Genomic DNA, 17,245 nt, shown 5'->3' on the forward strand with positions numbered 1-17,245 from the left:
CTCCAGATTTTTGTTATTTCGCAACGCGATAAACTAAAGGTAGTTCACCCGTCCAAAAGGACGATTGCGAAAGCGTTTCCACTGCTCCTTTATGGGTAAAGCAGTATAACCGCGTGTATGTCAGGGAAATTTGACGTGTTCGATTTTTTTGCTGTTCTGTGCGGCGATTTATCGCGGTGAGTAATGAATTTCGTCGCGCAATTGTTCGCCTAAATGAAATGCGCTTTTTTACTGCGCAAAATTTGTCTCCGTCCCTGGTAACGAGTAGACTTCGTGCCCTTGTCTGAAATCGGAGAAAAACTCATGAGCGAAACGGCCACCTGGCAGCCGAGCGCATCCATCCCCAACCTGCTAAAACGCGCTGCAATTATGGCGGAGATCCGCCGCTTCTTTGCCGACCGCGGCGTCCTTGAGGTGGAAACCCCGTGCATGAGTCAGGCAACGGTAACGGATATTCATCTGGTCCCGTTTGAAACCCGTTTTGTTGGTCCTGGCCACTCACAGGGCATGAATTTGTATCTGATGACCAGTCCGGAATACCACATGAAACGCCTGCTGGCGGCAGGGTGTGGCCCGGTCTATCAGCTGTGCCGCAGTTTCCGTAATGAAGAGATGGGGCGTCACCACAATCCGGAATTCACCATGCTGGAGTGGTACCGTCCGCATTATGATATGTACCGCCTGATGAACGAGGTGGACGATCTGCTGCAGCAGGTGCTGGAGTGCTCAGAAGCGGAAACGCTCTCTTATCAGCAGGTTTTCCAGCGTTACCTGGAAATTGATCCGCTCTCTGCGGATAAAGCGCAGCTGCGCGAAGTGGCGGCAAAACTGGATCTGAGCAACGTGGCAGATACCGAAGAAGACCGCGACACGCTGCTGCAACTGCTCTTCACCTTTGGCGTTGAACCGCAAATTGGCAAAGACCGGCCGACGTTTGTATATCACTTCCCGGCAAGCCAGGCTTCGCTGGCGCAGATCAGCACCGAAGATCACCGCGTGGCGGAGCGTTTTGAGGTCTATTACAAAGGTATCGAGCTGGCGAACGGCTTCCACGAACTGACCGACGCACGCGAACAGCAGCAGCGTTTTGAGCAGGATAACCGCAAGCGCGCGGCACGTGGTCTGCCGCAGCAGCCGATTGATACCCATCTGCTGGAAGCATTGAAGGCGGGCCTGCCGGACTGCTCCGGCGTGGCGCTGGGCGTTGATCGTCTGGTGATGCTGGCGCTGGGTGCAGAACAGCTGGGCGAAGTGATCGCGTTTACGGTCGATCGCGCATAACGCATCGCATTGCCGGGTAGCGCTGTCGCTTACCCGGCTCACCTCTGATGTCAATTAACCTTTCCATTTCCGCACGACAACATTAAAAACTGCCACATTCTCTGTACGCAGGTCTTTTTCTTAATTTGCCCCTAATAGCCACAATATTAGTCTGGTCTTCTGCTACCATCCGCGCAGTTTAACTTCCTTTGGATGGCGCTATGTCCCAGTCACTTAAAAAGATGACCCTCACCGGGCTCATCCTGATGATTTTTACCTCCGTCTTTGGCTTTGCCAACAGCCCGTCGGCTTTCTATCTGATGGGCTACAGCGCAACGCCGTTCTACATCGTCTCGGCCCTGTTTTTCTTCATACCGTTTGCGCTGATGATGGCGGAAATGGGGGCGGCCTACCGCAAAGAAGAGGGCGGGATCTATTCCTGGATGAACAACAGCATCGGCCCGCGCTACGCGTTTATCGGCACGTTTATGTGGTTCTCCTCGTATGTGGTCTGGATGGTCAGTACGGCGGCCAAGGTCTGGGTACCGTTTTCGACGTTTGTTTTCGGTAGCGATCACACTCAGGTCTGGTCTTTGGCCGGTCTGAGCTCCACGCAGGTGGTCGGGATTCTGGCCGTCTGCTGGATGGTGGTTGTAACGCTGGTGGCGTCTAAGGGCATCAACAAAATTGCCCGCATTACCGCCGTGGGCGGGATCTCGGTGATGTGCCTGAATCTGGTGCTGCTGGTGGTCAGCATTGCCATTCTGTGCCTGAACGGCGGACATTTCGCTCAGGAGGTGAACTTCGTTTCCTCGCCCAACCCGAGCTATCAGTCCGGGCTCGCTATGCTCTCCTTTGTGGTGTTTGCCATTTTTGCGTACGGCGGTATTGAGGCGGTGGGCGGTCTGGTCGACAAGACCGAGAACCCGGAAAAGAACTTTGCGAAAGGCATTATTTTTGCCGCGATAGTTATCTCCATTGGTTATTCACTGGCAATTTTCCTCTGGGGCGTCAGCACCAACTGGCAGCAGGTACTCAGCAACAACACCACTAACCTGGGCAACATTACCTATGTGCTGATGAAAAGCCTGGGGATGACGCTGGGACAAGCGATGAATCTGACACCGGAAGCGGCGGCAACGATGGGCGTCTGGTTTGCACGCATCACCGGCTTGTCCATGTTCCTTGCCTATACCGGCGCGTTTTTCACGCTGATTTACTCTCCGTTGAAAGCGATAATTCAGGGCACGCCAAAAGCGCTGTGGCCTGCACGCATGACGCAACTGAATACCGCAGGTATGCCCGCCAACGCCATGTGGATGCAGTGCCTGCTGGTCAGCGTGTTCATTTTGCTGGTGTCGTTTGGTGGGGATACCGCGTCAGCGTTTTATAACAAGCTGACCCTGATGGCGAACGTGTCGATGACGCTGCCTTATCTCTTTCTGAGCCTGGCCTTCCCGTTCTTTAAGGCGAAGCAGGATCTTGAGCGTCCGTTTGTGATTTTCAAAACGCGCGCCGCCACGCTGCTGGCAACCACGGTGGTGGTGCTGGTAGTGGCATTCGCCAACATCTTTACCGTTATTCAGCCGGTGATTGAGGCGAATGACTGGAGTAGCGCACTGTGGATGGTGGGCGGCCCAGTCTTCTTCTCACTGCTGGCGATGGGGATTTATGAGAATTACCGCCGACGTTCTGTGGCGTTGCTGACGGAAGTGGCGTAGCGGTTAAACATTCCCCTCCCGGAAGGGAGGGGAGAAGGGTTACAGACTTCCTGCCGGGCGTGTGCGCGCCGCTGACGTTAACGTTCTTCCCGTTTTACGCCCGTCCAGGCTTTCCAGACGCATCTGGAACGGTGGGAACGGCATATCAATGCCGTGCTCACGGAACCCTGCCAGAATCAGCTGGTGGATCTCATGACGCAGTGGCATACGGTGTCCCATTTCGGCGGCGTAAATACGCAGTTCGAAAATCTGGATCCCCTGTTGTAAATCCACCAGGAACACTTCCGGCGCCGGGTTGTCGATCACAAATGAACAGCGCTCCGCGGCGGTGTAGAGGATCTGAGTGACCTCTTCGCTGTTGGCATCCGACGGCGCAGGTACCGTCAGCACCACACGCGTGACGGAGTCTGACAGCGACCAGTTGATAAACTGCTCGGTAATAAACGCCTTGTTCGGCACGATGATCTCTTTACGGTCCCAGTCGCTGATCGTGGTGGCGCGCGTGTTGATCCTGGTGATGCTGCCGGTCAAGTCGCGGATCGTTACCGTATCGCCAATACGAATCGGTTTTTCGAACAGAATAATCAGGCCAGAGATAAAGTTGGCGAAGATCTCCTGTAAGCCAAACCCTAACCCCACACCAAGTGCCGCCACCAGCCACTGCAGTTTCGACCATTCAATGCCAATCATTGAGAAGCCGACCAGCCCGCCAAACAGCATGATCAGATATTTGGTGATGGTGGTAATTGCGTATCCCGTCCCCGGGGTTAAATCGAGATGCTGCAGCAGGGCCAGCTCCAGCAGCGCCGGGAAGTTACGCACCAGTTGGGTGGTGATGATCAACACCAGAATGGCAATCAACACCGCGCCTAAGGTAATCGGCTCCAGGCTCTCCACACCTTGTACCGTGGACGTTACGTCCCACAGAGAGATGTTTTCCAGGAAGCCAAACGCGGAGTGAATTTCCGACCACAGGAAGATCACCGACAGCAGGGCAATCAGCATCAGGATGGAGCGTACCAGTCGCAGGGATTGGGTACTGATGGCATCCAGATCCAGCTCGACTTCGTCAGCTTCCGTCGTGCCTTCTGTGCTGTTGACATGGTTTGGCTCTTCCTCGCCACGCGCACGCTGGGCGAGGATCTCTGCCCGCCGGTGCTTGGCACGGTCGAACGCCAGGCGGCGGCGCTGGATCAGCATCCAGCGGCGTATCACGTGATACACCACCAGAAGCAGGAACCAAATCGCCACCGAGGTTTCAAGCCTCGCCAGCAGCGCCTTGGCGGTCGCCAGGTAACCCACCGTCGCTGCCAGCATGGCAATCAGCGGTGCGCTCAGCAGCAGGTTCCAGAGCAGCCGGTTGAACATGTTGTCGCCGTTACCGGATTTATCCAGATAGAGCGGGATACCGGCGCGTTTCAGGCTGAGCGTGACAATTGCCAGCGCCCCGCATATCAGCATAAAGCAGAGGCGGCCCAGCGACCCTGAGAATTCCCGGTCGTTGAGTTTATCGAACATGATCAGCGCCATAATCAGCGGCACAATCAGTCCGATGCTCATCAGGTAGTAACGCATGGCGCGTGCAACGCGATTACGCGGCCAGCCGAAGTGAGCGATGAACAAACCGTTGGGCCGCGCGAACGTGGCGCAAATCATTACCACCCACAGCAGTGGCACCGTGGCAGTGACGCCATCGCCAATGGCCACCGCGAGCGGGTAGGGCCAGGCTTCCCGCAGGCCATATCCAAGCGTCATCCACAGGACCGGTAGCGGTGAGGCGACGAGAATCGACCAGAAGACGGTGCGTAACGTCAGCCAGAAGTGATCCTGCGTAACTTTCCCCACCCGGGCGCTGGAGCGTTCCAGGAATCGGGTGAAATACCGGCGTGAGTAAATGCTGAAGCCCACCAGAATCAGTGCGGCCAGCAGCGGGAAAATGGTCTCTTTACTGGTGAGCATCATCACGCTGGCCTGGCCCAGCTGGCTGAAGGTATCCAGCGAAATAAGGCGGCGCAGATCCTGAACAATCTCAATCGGCCACGAGAAGGTCATCGGCCGCACGTCGGAGGTCCAGAAGAGATAACGGTGCGTTGCCTCATTCACCTCTTTCAGCGCATCTTCCAGTTGGCTATTAGAGACCTTCAGCTTGGTCAGTTCCAGAATCAGCGTATCCCCGCCCTGGAGCAGGGAGTTCAGCAGTTCACGCTGGGTACGCAACTGGGCTTCCAGAATGCGGTTCTGCTCGCTGGTCAGCGGCTGTCCGTCAGCCTGACGGATCTGGCGGATTTGCGGCTGTTTGTTGAGCAGATCCTCAAAGTGCAGTCGCTGCACGCGCAGCTGAGCCATTTCGGTATCCAGCTGCTGCGGTTTGGGCATTTCCGGCAGGCGTGAGACCTGCGCGCGTAACGCTTCACCCAGCAGGTTTGATGACCCTAGCCATTGGGACTGCTCACGCAACGTGTTAAGCGCCTGGCGGACCTGCAGGGTTTGATTGGTAGCCTGACGCTGTTGCGAGGCCACCAGATCCATACGCTGCGCCTGTTGGTTCAGCGCCGCAGAGAGCTCGCGGTTGACCTTAAACTGCTCAACGATGCCGCTGGGCAGGTTCGCGCTGTTTTCCGCCAGCAGTTCGGTGCTTTCAAGCGCACGCTCGGCTTCGCGCTGTCGCTGGCTGTTAAGCTGATTACGCAGGGCCTGCAGATATGCATCCAGCTGTTCGCTCTGCTTCTGCGCCAGCTCAGAGCGCATCCGCGACAGCTCCTGGCGGTTATTGGCGGACAGCTGCGCCAGCTCCAGTTCATCGACAAGGGCTTTGAGGCGAGCAGATTCGGCCTGCAGCCCCAGATTCTGCGCCTGCGCTTGCGGCGTGTTGCCGCTTTGCGTGCCAACGCGACGCTCAACTTCATTAAGCTGGCGGCGGGCATCGGTTTGCTGCTGGGGAAGCTGGCTGAGCGAGTCGGCAATTTCACGCGCCCGCTCCTGCTCCTGCTGAGCCAGACGGCTCTTTTCCAGAAGCTGGCTGCTGACCTGGAGGATCTCCTGATTCAGCGCATCAGAAGACATGTCCGCCGGTATATCGCGCGGTTCATCACGCAGATTACTGAGCTGCGAGCGCAGCGTTTGCGAGAGTTTGGGGAAGTTGTCGATAACCTGCTGATATTGCTGCGCACGCTCAAGGGAGCCTTTTCGCTCCGCGAGCGCGTTCAGGGCGGACTGGAGCGACTCAACGGTCTCTGGCTGAGCGGGTTTTGCCGCTTTTGCCTGCTCCAGTTCCTGGGTTATCTGTTTTGCGTCGGGGGCTGTCGCTGCGTACGCCCCCATGCTGAGGCACCAGGCCATCAGTAGAACGATAATCGGGCGCACGTCAGCGATCCTTCTGTTATTAGCCTTCGTCTTTTTTGTCGTCAACCAGCGGGCTGGCGTCGTGCTCGGCGTCGATCTCTTCTTGGGACAACGGTGCAGGTTCTGCCACCGGCGTTACGAAGGTTTCGGTAGAGACGGCCAGCGGCTGACCCAGTTTGGTGACCGACAGGCTTTCAAGCTGTTCGGCCAGCTTAACTTTACCCGGTGCAAACAGGTTGATAACGGTTGAGCCCAGCTTGAAGCGACCCATCTCCTGACCTTTCAGCAGGGCGACAGAGCCTTCTTCTTCACCGGCAGGCCAGGTCCAGCGCTTGATCACGCCTTCACGTGGTGGGGTGATGGTGCCAGCCCAGACGGTTTCAATGCTGCCGACAATGGTCGCGCCCACCAGAATCTGCGCCATAGGGCCGAATTCAGTATCAAACAGGCAGATGACGCGTTCGTTACGGGCGAACAGGTTAGGTACGTTCTGCGCCGTGAGGTGGTTCACGGAGAACAGATCGCCCGGAACGTAGATCATTTCACGCAGGATGCCGTTGCACGGCATGTGCACGCGGTGATAGTCGCGCGGTGAGAGATAGGTGGTCGCGAAGGTCCCGTTACGGAACAGATCCGCCATCAGGTAGTTACCTGCCAGCAACGCTTCCAGGCTGTAGTTATGACCTTTCGCCTGCAGGATTTTGTCGTCTTCGATGTGACCCAGTTGGCTAATCACGCCATCTGCAGGCATCACCAGCACGTTAGGGTCCGTATTCAGCGGGCGCACGTCGTCGCGCAGTGGGCGGACGAAAAACTCGTTGAAGGTGCGGTAGCTGGCGGTATCCGGCTTCTGCGCCTCTTTCATGTCGACCTTGTAATATTTTACGAAAAGGTCGATGACCAGTTTGGTCAGCCAGCCCGCTCGTTTGCTCGCGCCCCAGCCCGCCAGGCGAGTGAGCCACAGTTTCGGCAGAATGTATTGAAGCGAAAGTTTAAATGAGTTTAACAAGGTAGCCTCCAGGCCATTGTTTTGTCGTTCCTGATCCGGCCGCAAAGCGCCGGAACCTGAAAAAAGGGGACGATTTTAGCGATGCTTAGCTTAGTTGTCAGTTATCAGAATCAGAAAAGTTTTTACGCGTTTTTACCTGATCCATGCTCTCGAGAATGCGGTGGTAGTTTTCAAAGCGGGTCTCCGCTATTTCGCCTTTCTCGACCGCTTCACGGATAGCGCAGCCCGGGTCATTGTCATGTTTACAGTCGCGGTATTTGCAAGCACCTAAATAATCATGGAATTCGACAAATCCGTTGAAGATTTGTTCCGGCTCAAGGTGCCACAAACCGAATTCACGCACGCCCGGGGAGTCAATGACATCACCGCCGTGCGGGAAGTGATACAGGCGTGACGCGGTTGTGGTGTGCTGGCCCAGGCCAGAAACATCAGACACATCGTTGGTCACGATCTCTTGCTGGAGGCCGAGAAGGTTGTTCAGCAGGCTCGATTTGCCCACACCGGACTGTCCCGCAAAGATGCTGATGCGATCGGTAAGCGCCTCTTCAAGCGGTTTCAGACCATCTTTGGTATAGCTGGAAACCATCAGAACGCGATACCCGATGTTACGGTAGATATCCATCTGCTCGTTGACGAAGTTCATACCGTCTTCATCGAGCAGATCGATTTTGTTGAGTACGATGATCGGTTCAACCTGCAGCGTTTCACAGGCGACAAGGTATCGGTCGATAATATTGAGCGAAAGTTCGGGCAAAATCGCCGAGACGATAACGATCTGGTTAATGTTGGCTGCGATAGGTTTAACCCCGTCGTAGAAATCGGGACGGGTCAGTACCGACGTACGCGCGTGGACCGCCTCAACGATGCCTTTTACCGTGACGCCTTCCGCCGCTTCTTTACCCGGGCGCCAGACCACGCGATCGCCGGTCACCAGAGAACGAATCGTCCGGCGGATGTTGCAGCGGTGAATCTCACCGTTGGCGGATTCCACGTCGGCGTGCATACCGAAACGGCTGATGACGATGCCTTCCATCGGTTCGCCAAACAGGTTGTCGTCGTAATCGACCTTCTCCGAAGTGGTTTTAAGACGGCGCTGGTGATTGGCATTCACACGGCGCTGCTGCCCTTTGGAGAGTTTATTTTTACTCAATCGCGCTGGCTCCTGGTCGCCCGTAAGGGGCAAAACCTCTATGATACACTCTAATTAATACTAGTTAACCTGCTACAGCCGGTTATGCGAGAAGGGTGGAAAATAACATGAGCGCGGATGAAAACAACCTGATTTGGATCGATCTTGAAATGACCGGGCTGGATCCCGAGCGCGATCGCATTATTGAGATTGCAACCCTGGTGACCGATGCCAACCTGAATATTCTGGCGGAAGGGCCGACTATCGCGGTTCATCAGTCCGACGACCAGCTTGCGTTAATGGATGAGTGGAACGTGCGCACCCATACGGGGAGCGGGCTGGTGGAGCGCGTTAAGGCCAGCACCATGGGCGATCGCGAGGCGGAGCTGGCAACGCTTGAGTTTCTGAAACAGTGGGTTCCGGCGGGCAAATCACCTATCTGTGGTAACAGCATCGGTCAGGATCGCCGTTTTCTGTTTAAGTACATGCCGGAGCTGGAGTCTTACTTCCATTACCGCTATTTGGATGTGAGCACCCTGAAAGAGCTGGCGCGTCGCTGGAAACCGGAAATCCTGGATGGCTTTAAAAAGCAGGGAACGCATCAGGCCATGGACGATATCCGTGAGTCCGTGGCCGAACTGGCGTATTATCGCGAGAACTTTATTAAGCTGTAATTCAGGCGGTTGCCGGGGGCGTTGCGCGTTACCCGGCCTACAGAACGCATGAATGGTGTAAAAACGTGCAAAGCGATGAATATTCCATCACTTGAACTGAATTTCACAAAAAACGCTTTTAGGGGGGTTGCAGCTAAACGGATTTCTCGTATAATGCGCCTCCCGTAACGACAGAGAAATACACGTTACGACAGCAACAAAAGCAGTGCAAATTTGCGGGAATAGCTCAGTTGGTAGAGCACGACCTTGCCAAGGTCGGGGTCGCGAGTTCGAGTCTCGTTTCCCGCTCCAAAATTTGAAGGTGCTTCTAAAGCACAGACCACCCAAGCGGGAATAGCTCAGTTGGTAGAGCACGACCTTGCCAAGGTCGGGGTCGCGAGTTCGAGTCTCGTTTCCCGCTCCAAAATTTGAAAGTGCTTCCACAGCACGGACCACCCAAGCGGGAATAGCTCAGTTGGTAGAGCACGACCTTGCCAAGGTCGGGGTCGCGAGTTCGAGTCTCGTTTCCCGCTCCAAATTCTTATCATCTCCAGATTATCCACAGCGGAATGCTTCGTTGGGGACGTTTTCTATTGCATCTGAAATACTCTTGTGAACAGAGTTATCCACAGAAGCCCTACTCAGTTACAGACCAGAAGAAAATTAGCAGGGTGAATAATATCTTCGTAACGTACTGAATTTAATGAAGTAAATTTCATTTCAAAATGTTATTTAGATCACTTGACCTCATTGCCAGCCCCGATGGCGCTTGAGTTTTTATTTTTATTCACAGGCTGTGAATATATCAAGCATCCCGTACAAGCCCTTTTTCAATCACTCTCACCAGCCGTTGTTTCTTCGGCAGTTGCACCTCGACAACGCAGGCATTGCGCTTCTCGATTTGCTGCGCAATCGCCCATTCTATGTGTTCATCAAGAAGTGGGTGCTCACCTCTGCGACTTTCGAGCGCCTGAATAGTGGCTTCATCCCAGGGCGCATTACCCAGCGCAACGGCGACATTTCGTAACCAGCGCAGATGCCCAATACGCCGAATGGCGGATCCTTCGGTGACTTTCAGGAACCAGGCCTCACTCCAGGCGAAGAGCTCGATAAGCTGAGGCGCATGAAGCGCTTTACGAGGACTGAAATCGTCTTCATCCGTAAGCTGCGAGTAACGATTCCAGGGGCAGATCAGCTGGCAGTCATCGCAGCCGTAGATACGGTTCCCGATAAGCGGACGGAATTCTTCCGGTATCGCCCCTTCGAGTTCAATGGTGAGATAGGAGATGCAGCGGCGCGCATCCACCGTATAAGGCTCAACGATGGCACCCGTCGGGCAAATGGTCATGCAGGCCACGCAGCGCCCGCAACCTTCCTCTACCGGACCATCTACCGGCAGCGGCAAATCTATGAGCAGTTCACCGAGGAAAAAGAACGATCCGGCGTCTCGGCTAAGGATAAGTGAGTGCTTACCTGTCCAGCCAAGCCCGGCTTTTTCTGCTATCGGGCGCTCAAGAACAGGCGCAGAGTCTACAAACGGTCTAAAATTCAGCGACACACAGTGCTGCTGAATAGTTTCCCCAAGTTTTTTTAAACGGTTACGCAGAAGCTTATGGTAATCACGGCCCAGGGCGTACCGGCTGACGTAACCGAGAGCGGGATTTTTTAACGTGCGAGCAAACGCCGCGTTGGCGGGCAGGTAGTTCATGCGTACGCTGATGACGCGTAATGTACCGGGTAACAGCTCGTGTGGGCGGGCACGCATCATGCCATGACGCGCCATCCACTCCATTTCGCCATGGTATTGTTTATCCAGCCATGCCTGCAGTTTCGGCTCGCTGGCGGAAAGGTCGGTATCGGTGATACCCACCTTCTGGAAGCCAAGCTCAGCACCCCACTGTTTAATTTTTTGCGCTAATTCATTGAGATCGAGGGGCTGTGACATGACGGACCATACTGTGAAGAAAAACCCCGAAAGTATACCACATTCCATCTGGCATGCGGATGACCTCCGGCACGCCGAAAAAGAGGCCGCAGACAGCCTCGGCATTACCCTGTATGAACTGATGCAACGCGCGGGCGAAGCGGCGTTTAACGTTACCCGCACGGCTTACCCTGAATCGTCGCATTGGCTGATTTTATGCGGACACGGCAATAACGGCGGTGACGGTTATGTCGTCGCCCGACTGGCGGTTGCCGCCGGGATCCACGTGACGTTGCTGGCGCTGGAGAGCGATAAACCGCTGCCAGAAGAGGCCAGTGCGGCGCGGGAAGCCTGGCTGAACGCGGGCGGTGTTATTCATGCCACCGATATCGTCTGGCCGGAAGAGATTGATGTGATTATTGATGGCCTGCTGGGCACCGGACTACGCAGTGCGCCGCGCGACCCGGTTGCCACCCTGATTGCACGTGCCAATGCCCACAGCGCGCCGGTGGTGGCCCTGGATATACCTTCTGGCCTGATGGCGCAAACCGGCACGACGCCGGGCGCGGTGATTCAGGCCGCGCACACCGTTGCCTTTATCGCCCTGAAACCGGGGCTGCTTACCGGTAAAGCGCGGGATGTCACGGGAACGTTGCACCATAACGCACTGGGGCTGGAGAGCTGGCTTGCCGGACAGGAAACCCACGTTTCGCGCGTTGATGCTTCGCTGCTGGCACAGTGGCTACCGCCGCGCCGCCCGACGTCCCATAAAGGCGATCACGGCAGGCTGGTGATCATTGGAGGTGACCACGGCACGGCGGGGGCTATCCGCATGACGGGGGAAGCGGCATTGCGTTGTGGTGCCGGTTTAGTGCGGGTGCTGACGCGCATCGAAAATAGTGCGCCAATTATTACGGCCCGTCCGGAGCTGATGGTGCATGAATTGACGCCGCAGTCGCTTGAAGAGAGTCTCGAATGGGCGGATGTCGTGGTCATTGGCCCGGGGCTTGGGCAGCAGGCCTGGGGGAAACAGGCCCTGCAGAAGGTCGAGAATTTTCGTAAACCGATGCTGTGGGATGCCGACGCGCTGAACCTTCTGGCAATCAATCCTGATAAGCGTCACAATCGCATTCTGACGCCGCACCCCGGCGAAGCCGCGCGCCTGCTTAACTGCAGCGTGGCAGAAATTGAAAGCGATCGCTTACTTTCTGCCCGGCGTCTGGTAAAACGTTACGGAGGTGTTGCCGTTCTGAAAGGGGCAGGAACCGTTGTCGCCAGCGACGAGGCACTGGGCATTGTCGATGCCGGAAATGCGGGCATGGCGAGCGGCGGAATGGGCGATGTGCTTTCCGGCATCATTGGCGCATTGCTTGGACAGAAACTTCCCCTTTATGATGCAGCCTGCGCTGGCTGTGTGGCCCATGGTGTCGCGGCGGATAAGCTGGCGGCACGTTACGGTACACGCGGAATGCTGGCCACCGATCTTTTTTGCACGCTACGGCGTGTTGTTAACCCGGATGTGATTGACGTAGAAAATGACTAATCGAGCGATTTCTTTACCTGATGAACAAGCCACTTTAGATCTTGGCAAACGCGTGGCACAGGCCTGTCAGGGGGCAACCGTCATTTATCTGTATGGTGATTTAGGTGCGGGTAAAACCACCTTCAGCCGGGGTTTTCTGCAGGCGTTAGGCCATAAAGGCAATGTGAAAAGCCCAACCTACACGCTGGTAGAACCGTACACCCTTGAAAATCTCATGGTGTACCACTTTGATTTATACCGCCTTGCGGATCCCGAGGAGCTGGAATTTATGGGGATCCGTGATTATTTTGCCAATGATGCCATCTGCCTGGTGGAGTGGCCGCAACAAGGTGCGGGTGTGTTGCCTGACCCGGATGTCGAAATTCACTTAGATTACCAGGCACAAGGGCGTGAGGCACGCATCAGTGCTGTTTCCTCATCAGGTAGTTCCTTACTGGCGCGTCTGGCCGGTTAAGCGTAGGGATGACGGGATGATTAGTCGCGTTAAAGGTTGGTTATTGGCTGCCACGGTGCTGCTGTGCGCGCAGGCCGGGGCGGCAAGCCTCTCGGATATTCAGGTGTCGAACGGCGAAAGCCAGGCCAGGATCACGTTCAGCTTTATGGGCGATCCGGAATATGCTTTTTCACAGCCAGACAGCCACAGCGTGGCGCTGGATATCAAACAAACCGGGGTTATCCAGGGGTTACCGCTCCAGTTCAGCGGCAATAATCTGGTTAAAAGCATTCGTTCCGGCTCGCCAAAAGATAGCCAGTCATTGCGTCTGGTGGTCGACCTAACCGAAAAGGGTAAAACCAGAGCGGTTAAGCAGCAAAACGGTGCGAATTATACGGTGGTCTTTACCATCAACGCTGACGCCCCTCCGCCGCCTCCGCCTCCACCGGTGTTGGCGAAACGCGTGGAAGAGCCGGTTTATACCCCGCGCCCATCTGAACCGGCACGTAATCCGTTTAAAACGGACAGCGACCGCATTACCAGCGTTACCAGCAGCAATACCGTGACGCGGCCGGCGGCCAGCGCACGTCGCGCGGTCAGCGGTGATAAAGTGATTATCGCCATTGATGCGGGGCACGGCGGTCAGGATCCCGGCGCAATTGGCCCGGGCGGTACGCGGGAGAAAAATGTCACCATCGCGGTTGCCCGTAAGCTGCGGACGCTGCTAAATGACGACCCTATGTTTAAAGGCGTGCTGACGCGCGACGGCGATTACTTTATCTCGGTGATGGGCCGCTCGGATGTGGCACGTAAGCAAAATGCCAATTTCCTGGTGTCCATTCATGCAGATGCCGCGCCAAACCGTAACGCCACGGGAGCCTCAGTGTGGGTGCTGTCAAACCGTCGGGCGAACAGTGAAATGGCAAACTGGCTTGAAGAGCACGAGAAACAGTCCGAACTGTTAGGTGGCGCGGGTGATGTGCTGGCAAACAGCCAGGCCGATCCGTATCTCAGCCAGGCGGTGCTGGATTTACAATTCGGTCATTCCCAGCGCGTCGGGTATGATGTCGCCACAAATGTATTGAATCAGCTGCAGGGCATCGGGTCATTGCACAAGCGCCGTCCGGAGCATGCGAGCCTGGGCGTTCTGCGATCGCCGGATATTCCATCGATTCTGGTGGAAACAGGCTTTATCAGTAATAACGCTGAAGAACGCCTGCTGGGCAGCGACAGCTATCAGCAGCAAATTGCCGAAGCGATCTATAACGGTCTGCGTAAATACTTTGATGCGCATCCGCTGCAGTCCGCGCCACAGGGCGGTGCCGCCCAGACGGCCAGCGCAGCGCAGCCAGGTGAGATGACCGCGACCAATTAAGGAGAATTCATGCCGATTCAGGTTCTACCGCCGCAGCTCGCGAACCAAATCGCCGCCGGTGAGGTGGTGGAGCGCCCTGCATCGGTGGTGAAGGAGCTGGTAGAAAACAGCCTTGATGCGGGGGCCACCCGCATTGATATTGATATCGAACGCGGCGGCGCAAAGCTGATTCGCATTCGTGACAACGGCTGTGGAATTAAAAAAGACGAGCTGGCGTTAGCGCTGGCGCGTCATGCCACCAGTAAAATTGCCTCTCTTGATGACCTGGAAGCGATCATTAGCCTCGGTTTTCGCGGGGAAGCGCTGGCCAGTATCAGCTCCGTTTCCCGCCTCACGCTCACCTCCCGTACCGCTGAACAGCAGGAAGCCTGGCAGGCGTACGCCGAAGGGCGTGATATGGACGTGACGATTAAACCAGCGGCGCATCCGGTCGGTACGACGCTGGAAGTGCTGGATCTGTTTTATAACACCCCCGCCCGACGCAAGTTTATGCGTACCGAAAAAACCGAGTTTGGGCATATCGATGAGATCATTCGTCGCATTGCCCTGGCGCGGTTTGACGTGACCATTAACCTTAGCCATAACGGCAAAGTCATGCGCCAGTACCGCGCCGTGGCGGAAGGTGGGCAAAAAGAGCGCCGCTTGGGCGCTATCTGCGGCGTACCGTTTCTCGAGCACGCGCTGGCCATTGAGTGGCAGCATGGCGATTTGGCCATGCGCGGCTGGGTGGCTGACCCCAACGCGAGCAGCGCCGCCTTCGCTGAGATCCAGTATTGCTACGTGAACGGTCGTATGATGCGTGACCGCCTCATCAATCACGCCATTCGTCAGGCCTGTGAAGATAAACTGGGTGCAGATCAGCAACCGGCGTTTGTGCTCTATCTAGAAATCGATCCACACCAGGTGGACGTTAACGTCCATCCTGCCAAGCATGAAGTGCGGTTCCACCAGTCACGTCTGGTGCATGATTTTATCTATCAGGGCGTGCTGAGCGTATTGCAACAGCAGGCTGAACCGACGCTGCCGTTGGAAAAAGAAGAACCCGCCCCGCGCGCGTTTCCGGAAAACCGTGTTGCAGCGGGCCGGAACCATTTTGCTGAACCTGCCGTGGCGCGTGAGCCGGATGCCCCGCGTTTCTCTGCTGCGGGTAGCACACCGCGCCCAACGGGAGCGAACTATCCAAACGCCCAACCTGGCTATCAAAAACAGCAGGGAGCGTTGTACCGGAAATTGCTGGAAACCCCCGCGGTGGAGCGCAAAGCGCCTGTCGCGGTGCCAGCGCCTTCACTGGACGGCCACAGCCAGAGTTTTGGCCGGGTTCTGACGATTATTGCCCCGGATATGGCGCTGCTGGAGCGCGAAGGCCACGTGATGCTTCTGGCATTGCCAGTGGCGGAACGCTGGCTTAAACAAGTGCAGCTTACGCCGGGTGAAAACGCGGCCTGTGCACAACCGCTGCTGATCCCCGTTCGGCTAAAAATATCCCCTGAAGAAACAGGGGTACTGCGTCGCGCAGAGGCCCTGTTGGCGCAGATGGGCATTGAAATGGTGCTCGAACCACAACATGTGACGATTCGCGCAGTGCCTTTACCCTTACGCCAACAAAATTTACAAAACTTGATTCCTGAACTGATAGGCTACCTGGCGCAGCAAACGTCGTTTGATGCCGCCAACACCGCGCAGTGGATCGCCCGCCATCTGGCAAGCGAACATGCGCCGTGGAGTATGGCGCAGGCCATTAGCGTGCTGGCGGAGGTTGAACGCCTTTGTCCGCATCTGGTGAAGACACCGCCAGGTGGGTTATTACAACCTGTTGATTTACAAACGGCGATGAATGCCCTGAAACATGATTGACGTAAGCAAGGCGAGCCTGCCAAAGGCGATTTTTTTAATGGGCCCCACGGCCTCCGGCAAAACGGCACTGGCCATTGAGTTGCGTAAAGTTTTGCCTGTAGAGTTGATTAGTGTCGATTCTGCCCTTATCTACCGAGGGATGGACATCGGCACGGCGAAGCCTGACGCAGACGAACTGCGTGCGGCACCGCATCGTTTGCTGGATATTCTCGACCCGGCTCAGGCATACTCCGCAGCGGATTTCCGCCGCGATGCATTAGCCGAGATGGCCGAGATAACGGCGGCGGGACGTATACCGCTGTTGGTTGGCGGAACCATGCTTTATTTCAAGGCGTTGCTGGAGGGGCTTTCACCTCTGCCATCAGCGGATCCGGAAGTAAGAGCAAAAATTGAGCAGCAGGCGGCAGAGCAGGGATGGGACGTTTTGCATAAGCAACTGGCCGAGATTGACCCGGTTGCCGCAGCACGGATCCATCCAAATGATCCGCAAAGGCTTTCCCGGGCACTGGAAGTTTTTTTCATTTCGGGTAAAACTTTAACGGAACTGACGCAAACGTCAGGAGACGCTCTGCCGTATCAGGTGCATCAGTTCGCCATCGCCCCGGCGAGCCGTGAACTGCTCCATCAACGAATTGAGCAGCGTTTTCATCAGATGTTAGCTTCAGATTTTGAAGCAGAAGTGCGGGCGCTATTTGCCCGTGGAGATTTGCATACGGATATGCCTTCCGTTCGTTGTGTGGGATACCGCCAGATGTGGTCATATCTTGAAGGCGAGATTTCATATGATGAAATGGTTTATCGAGGTGTTTGCGCCACGAGACAGTTAGCGAAGCGCCAGATCACCTGGTTGCGCGGTTGGGACGGTGTTCACTGGTTAGACAGTGAAAAACCGCAACAGGCGTTAAACGAAGTGATTGAGGTTGTTGGTGATATCGCTCACTGAATGTGTACAATTGAGTCGTATCGTGCGCAATTTTTCAGAATCGCAAGGTTCTAAGTACA

Annotated in this window: 12 protein-coding genes and 3 tRNA genes; 11 read left to right on the plus strand and 4 right to left on the minus strand. The window is 55.8% G+C overall.

The window, feature by feature from the left end; genetic code table 11:
• Positions 1–303 precede the first annotated feature (303 nt).
• Both epmA and yjeM read left to right on the plus strand, forming a co-directional pair.
• The gene (gene epmA, locus BH714_RS16465) at positions 304–1,281 is read left to right on the plus strand and encodes an elongation factor P--(R)-beta-lysine ligase (protein ID WP_020882955.1); all 978 of its coding nucleotides are present in this window, start codon (positions 304–306) and stop codon (positions 1,279–1,281) included.
• Positions 1,282–1,481: 200 nt separating this feature from the next.
• Positions 1,482–2,981, plus strand: a complete 1,500-nt coding sequence (gene yjeM, locus BH714_RS16470; RefSeq protein WP_040018454.1) for a glutamate/gamma-aminobutyrate family transporter YjeM — start codon at positions 1,482–1,484, stop codon at positions 2,979–2,981.
• 39 nt (positions 2,982–3,020) lie between these two features.
• Here the strand turns inward: yjeM and mscM are convergent, their stop codons facing one another.
• From mscM to rsgA, 3 genes are all read right to left on the minus strand, one after another.
• A complete protein-coding gene (gene mscM, locus BH714_RS16475; protein WP_025206261.1) occupies positions 3,021–6,344 on the minus strand; it encodes a miniconductance mechanosensitive channel MscM in 3,324 nt (1,107 codons plus the stop codon).
• 19 nt (positions 6,345–6,363) lie between these two features.
• Positions 6,364–7,332: an archaetidylserine decarboxylase gene (gene asd / locus BH714_RS16480; RefSeq protein ID WP_020882952.1), complete on the minus strand. Its 969-nt coding sequence runs from the start codon at positions 7,330–7,332 to the stop codon at positions 6,364–6,366.
• A 97-nt stretch (positions 7,333–7,429) separates the two neighbouring features.
• The gene (gene rsgA, locus BH714_RS16485) at positions 7,430–8,482 is read right to left on the minus strand and encodes a small ribosomal subunit biogenesis GTPase RsgA (protein WP_020882951.1); all 1,053 of its coding nucleotides are present in this window, start codon (positions 8,480–8,482) and stop codon (positions 7,430–7,432) included.
• A gap of 107 nt (positions 8,483–8,589) precedes the next feature.
• On the opposite strand from rsgA, the gene orn reads away from it, so the two are divergent.
• The 4 genes from orn to BH714_RS16505 all read left to right on the plus strand — a co-directional run bounded on the left by orn (position 8,590) and on the right by BH714_RS16505 (position 9,650).
• Complete coding sequence (gene orn, locus BH714_RS16490) at positions 8,590–9,135, plus strand: oligoribonuclease (protein ID WP_013095280.1); 546 nt, start codon at positions 8,590–8,592, stop codon at positions 9,133–9,135.
• 215 nt (positions 9,136–9,350) lie between these two features.
• Positions 9,351–9,426: transfer RNA gene (locus BH714_RS16495), tRNA-Gly, on the plus strand.
• Between the two features lie 36 nt (positions 9,427–9,462).
• Positions 9,463–9,538 (plus strand) — tRNA-Gly (locus BH714_RS16500).
• 36 nt (positions 9,539–9,574) lie between these two features.
• Positions 9,575–9,650: transfer RNA gene (locus BH714_RS16505), tRNA-Gly, on the plus strand.
• Between the two features lie 269 nt (positions 9,651–9,919).
• On the opposite strand, the gene queG is transcribed toward BH714_RS16505, so the two are convergent.
• Entirely contained in the window at positions 9,920–11,059 is a 1,140-nt protein-coding gene (gene queG / locus BH714_RS16510; RefSeq protein WP_040018456.1) for a tRNA epoxyqueuosine(34) reductase QueG, read from the minus strand.
• On the opposite strand from queG, the gene nnr reads away from it, so the two are divergent.
• From nnr to miaA, 5 genes are read left to right on the plus strand one after another with little or no spacing between them, the layout of a single operon-like run.
• The gene (nnr, locus tag BH714_RS16515; RefSeq protein ID WP_040018457.1) at positions 11,058–12,581 is read left to right on the plus strand and encodes a bifunctional ADP-dependent NAD(P)H-hydrate dehydratase/NAD(P)H-hydrate epimerase; all 1,524 of its coding nucleotides are present in this window, start codon (positions 11,058–11,060) and stop codon (positions 12,579–12,581) included. The genes queG and nnr overlap by 2 nt on opposite strands.
• Positions 12,574–13,035 carry a tRNA (adenosine(37)-N6)-threonylcarbamoyltransferase complex ATPase subunit type 1 TsaE gene (gene tsaE / locus BH714_RS16520; RefSeq protein WP_020882947.1) on the plus strand — a complete coding sequence of 154 codons (462 nt, stop codon included), beginning with the start codon at positions 12,574–12,576 and terminating at the stop codon, positions 13,033–13,035. The genes nnr and tsaE overlap by 8 nt, the downstream gene beginning before the upstream one ends.
• 16 nt (positions 13,036–13,051) lie before the next feature.
• Positions 13,052–14,389, plus strand: a complete 1,338-nt coding sequence (amiB, locus tag BH714_RS16525) for an N-acetylmuramoyl-L-alanine amidase AmiB (protein WP_040018459.1) — start codon at positions 13,052–13,054, stop codon at positions 14,387–14,389.
• A 9-nt stretch (positions 14,390–14,398) separates the two neighbouring features.
• Positions 14,399–16,243 (plus strand): DNA mismatch repair endonuclease MutL, encoded by a 1,845-nt coding sequence (mutL, locus tag BH714_RS16530; protein WP_025206257.1) that lies wholly within the window; start codon positions 14,399–14,401, stop codon positions 16,241–16,243.
• Positions 16,236–17,186, plus strand: a complete 951-nt coding sequence (miaA, locus tag BH714_RS16535) for a tRNA (adenosine(37)-N6)-dimethylallyltransferase MiaA (RefSeq protein ID WP_014168310.1) — start codon at positions 16,236–16,238, stop codon at positions 17,184–17,186. The genes mutL and miaA overlap by 8 nt, the downstream gene beginning before the upstream one ends.
• Positions 17,187–17,245 lie beyond the last annotated feature (59 nt).

This window comes from Enterobacter ludwigii, from assembly GCF_001750725.1.
In the GTDB taxonomy this organism is placed as follows: domain Bacteria; phylum Pseudomonadota; class Gammaproteobacteria; order Enterobacterales; family Enterobacteriaceae; genus Enterobacter; species Enterobacter ludwigii.

Coding starts and splice junctions, on each gene's coding strand:
- yjeM (WP_040018454.1), top strand. CDS start 1,482: ATGTCCCAGTCACTTAAAAAGATGACCCTCACCGGGCTCATCCTGATG.
- amiB (WP_040018459.1), top strand. CDS start 13,052: ATGATTAGTCGCGTTAAAGGTTGGTTATTGGCTGCCACGGTGCTGCTG.
- nnr (WP_040018457.1), top strand. CDS start 11,058: ATGACGGACCATACTGTGAAGAAAAACCCCGAAAGTATACCACATTCC.
- miaA (WP_014168310.1), top strand. CDS start 16,236: ATGATTGACGTAAGCAAGGCGAGCCTGCCAAAGGCGATTTTTTTAATG.
- mutL (WP_025206257.1), top strand. CDS start 14,399: ATGCCGATTCAGGTTCTACCGCCGCAGCTCGCGAACCAAATCGCCGCC.
- epmA (WP_020882955.1), top strand. CDS start 304: ATGAGCGAAACGGCCACCTGGCAGCCGAGCGCATCCATCCCCAACCTG.
- orn (WP_013095280.1), top strand. CDS start 8,590: ATGAGCGCGGATGAAAACAACCTGATTTGGATCGATCTTGAAATGACC.
- tsaE (WP_020882947.1), top strand. CDS start 12,574: ATGACTAATCGAGCGATTTCTTTACCTGATGAACAAGCCACTTTAGAT.
- queG (WP_040018456.1), bottom strand. CDS start 11,059: ATGTCACAGCCCCTCGATCTCAATGAATTAGCGCAAAAAATTAAACAG.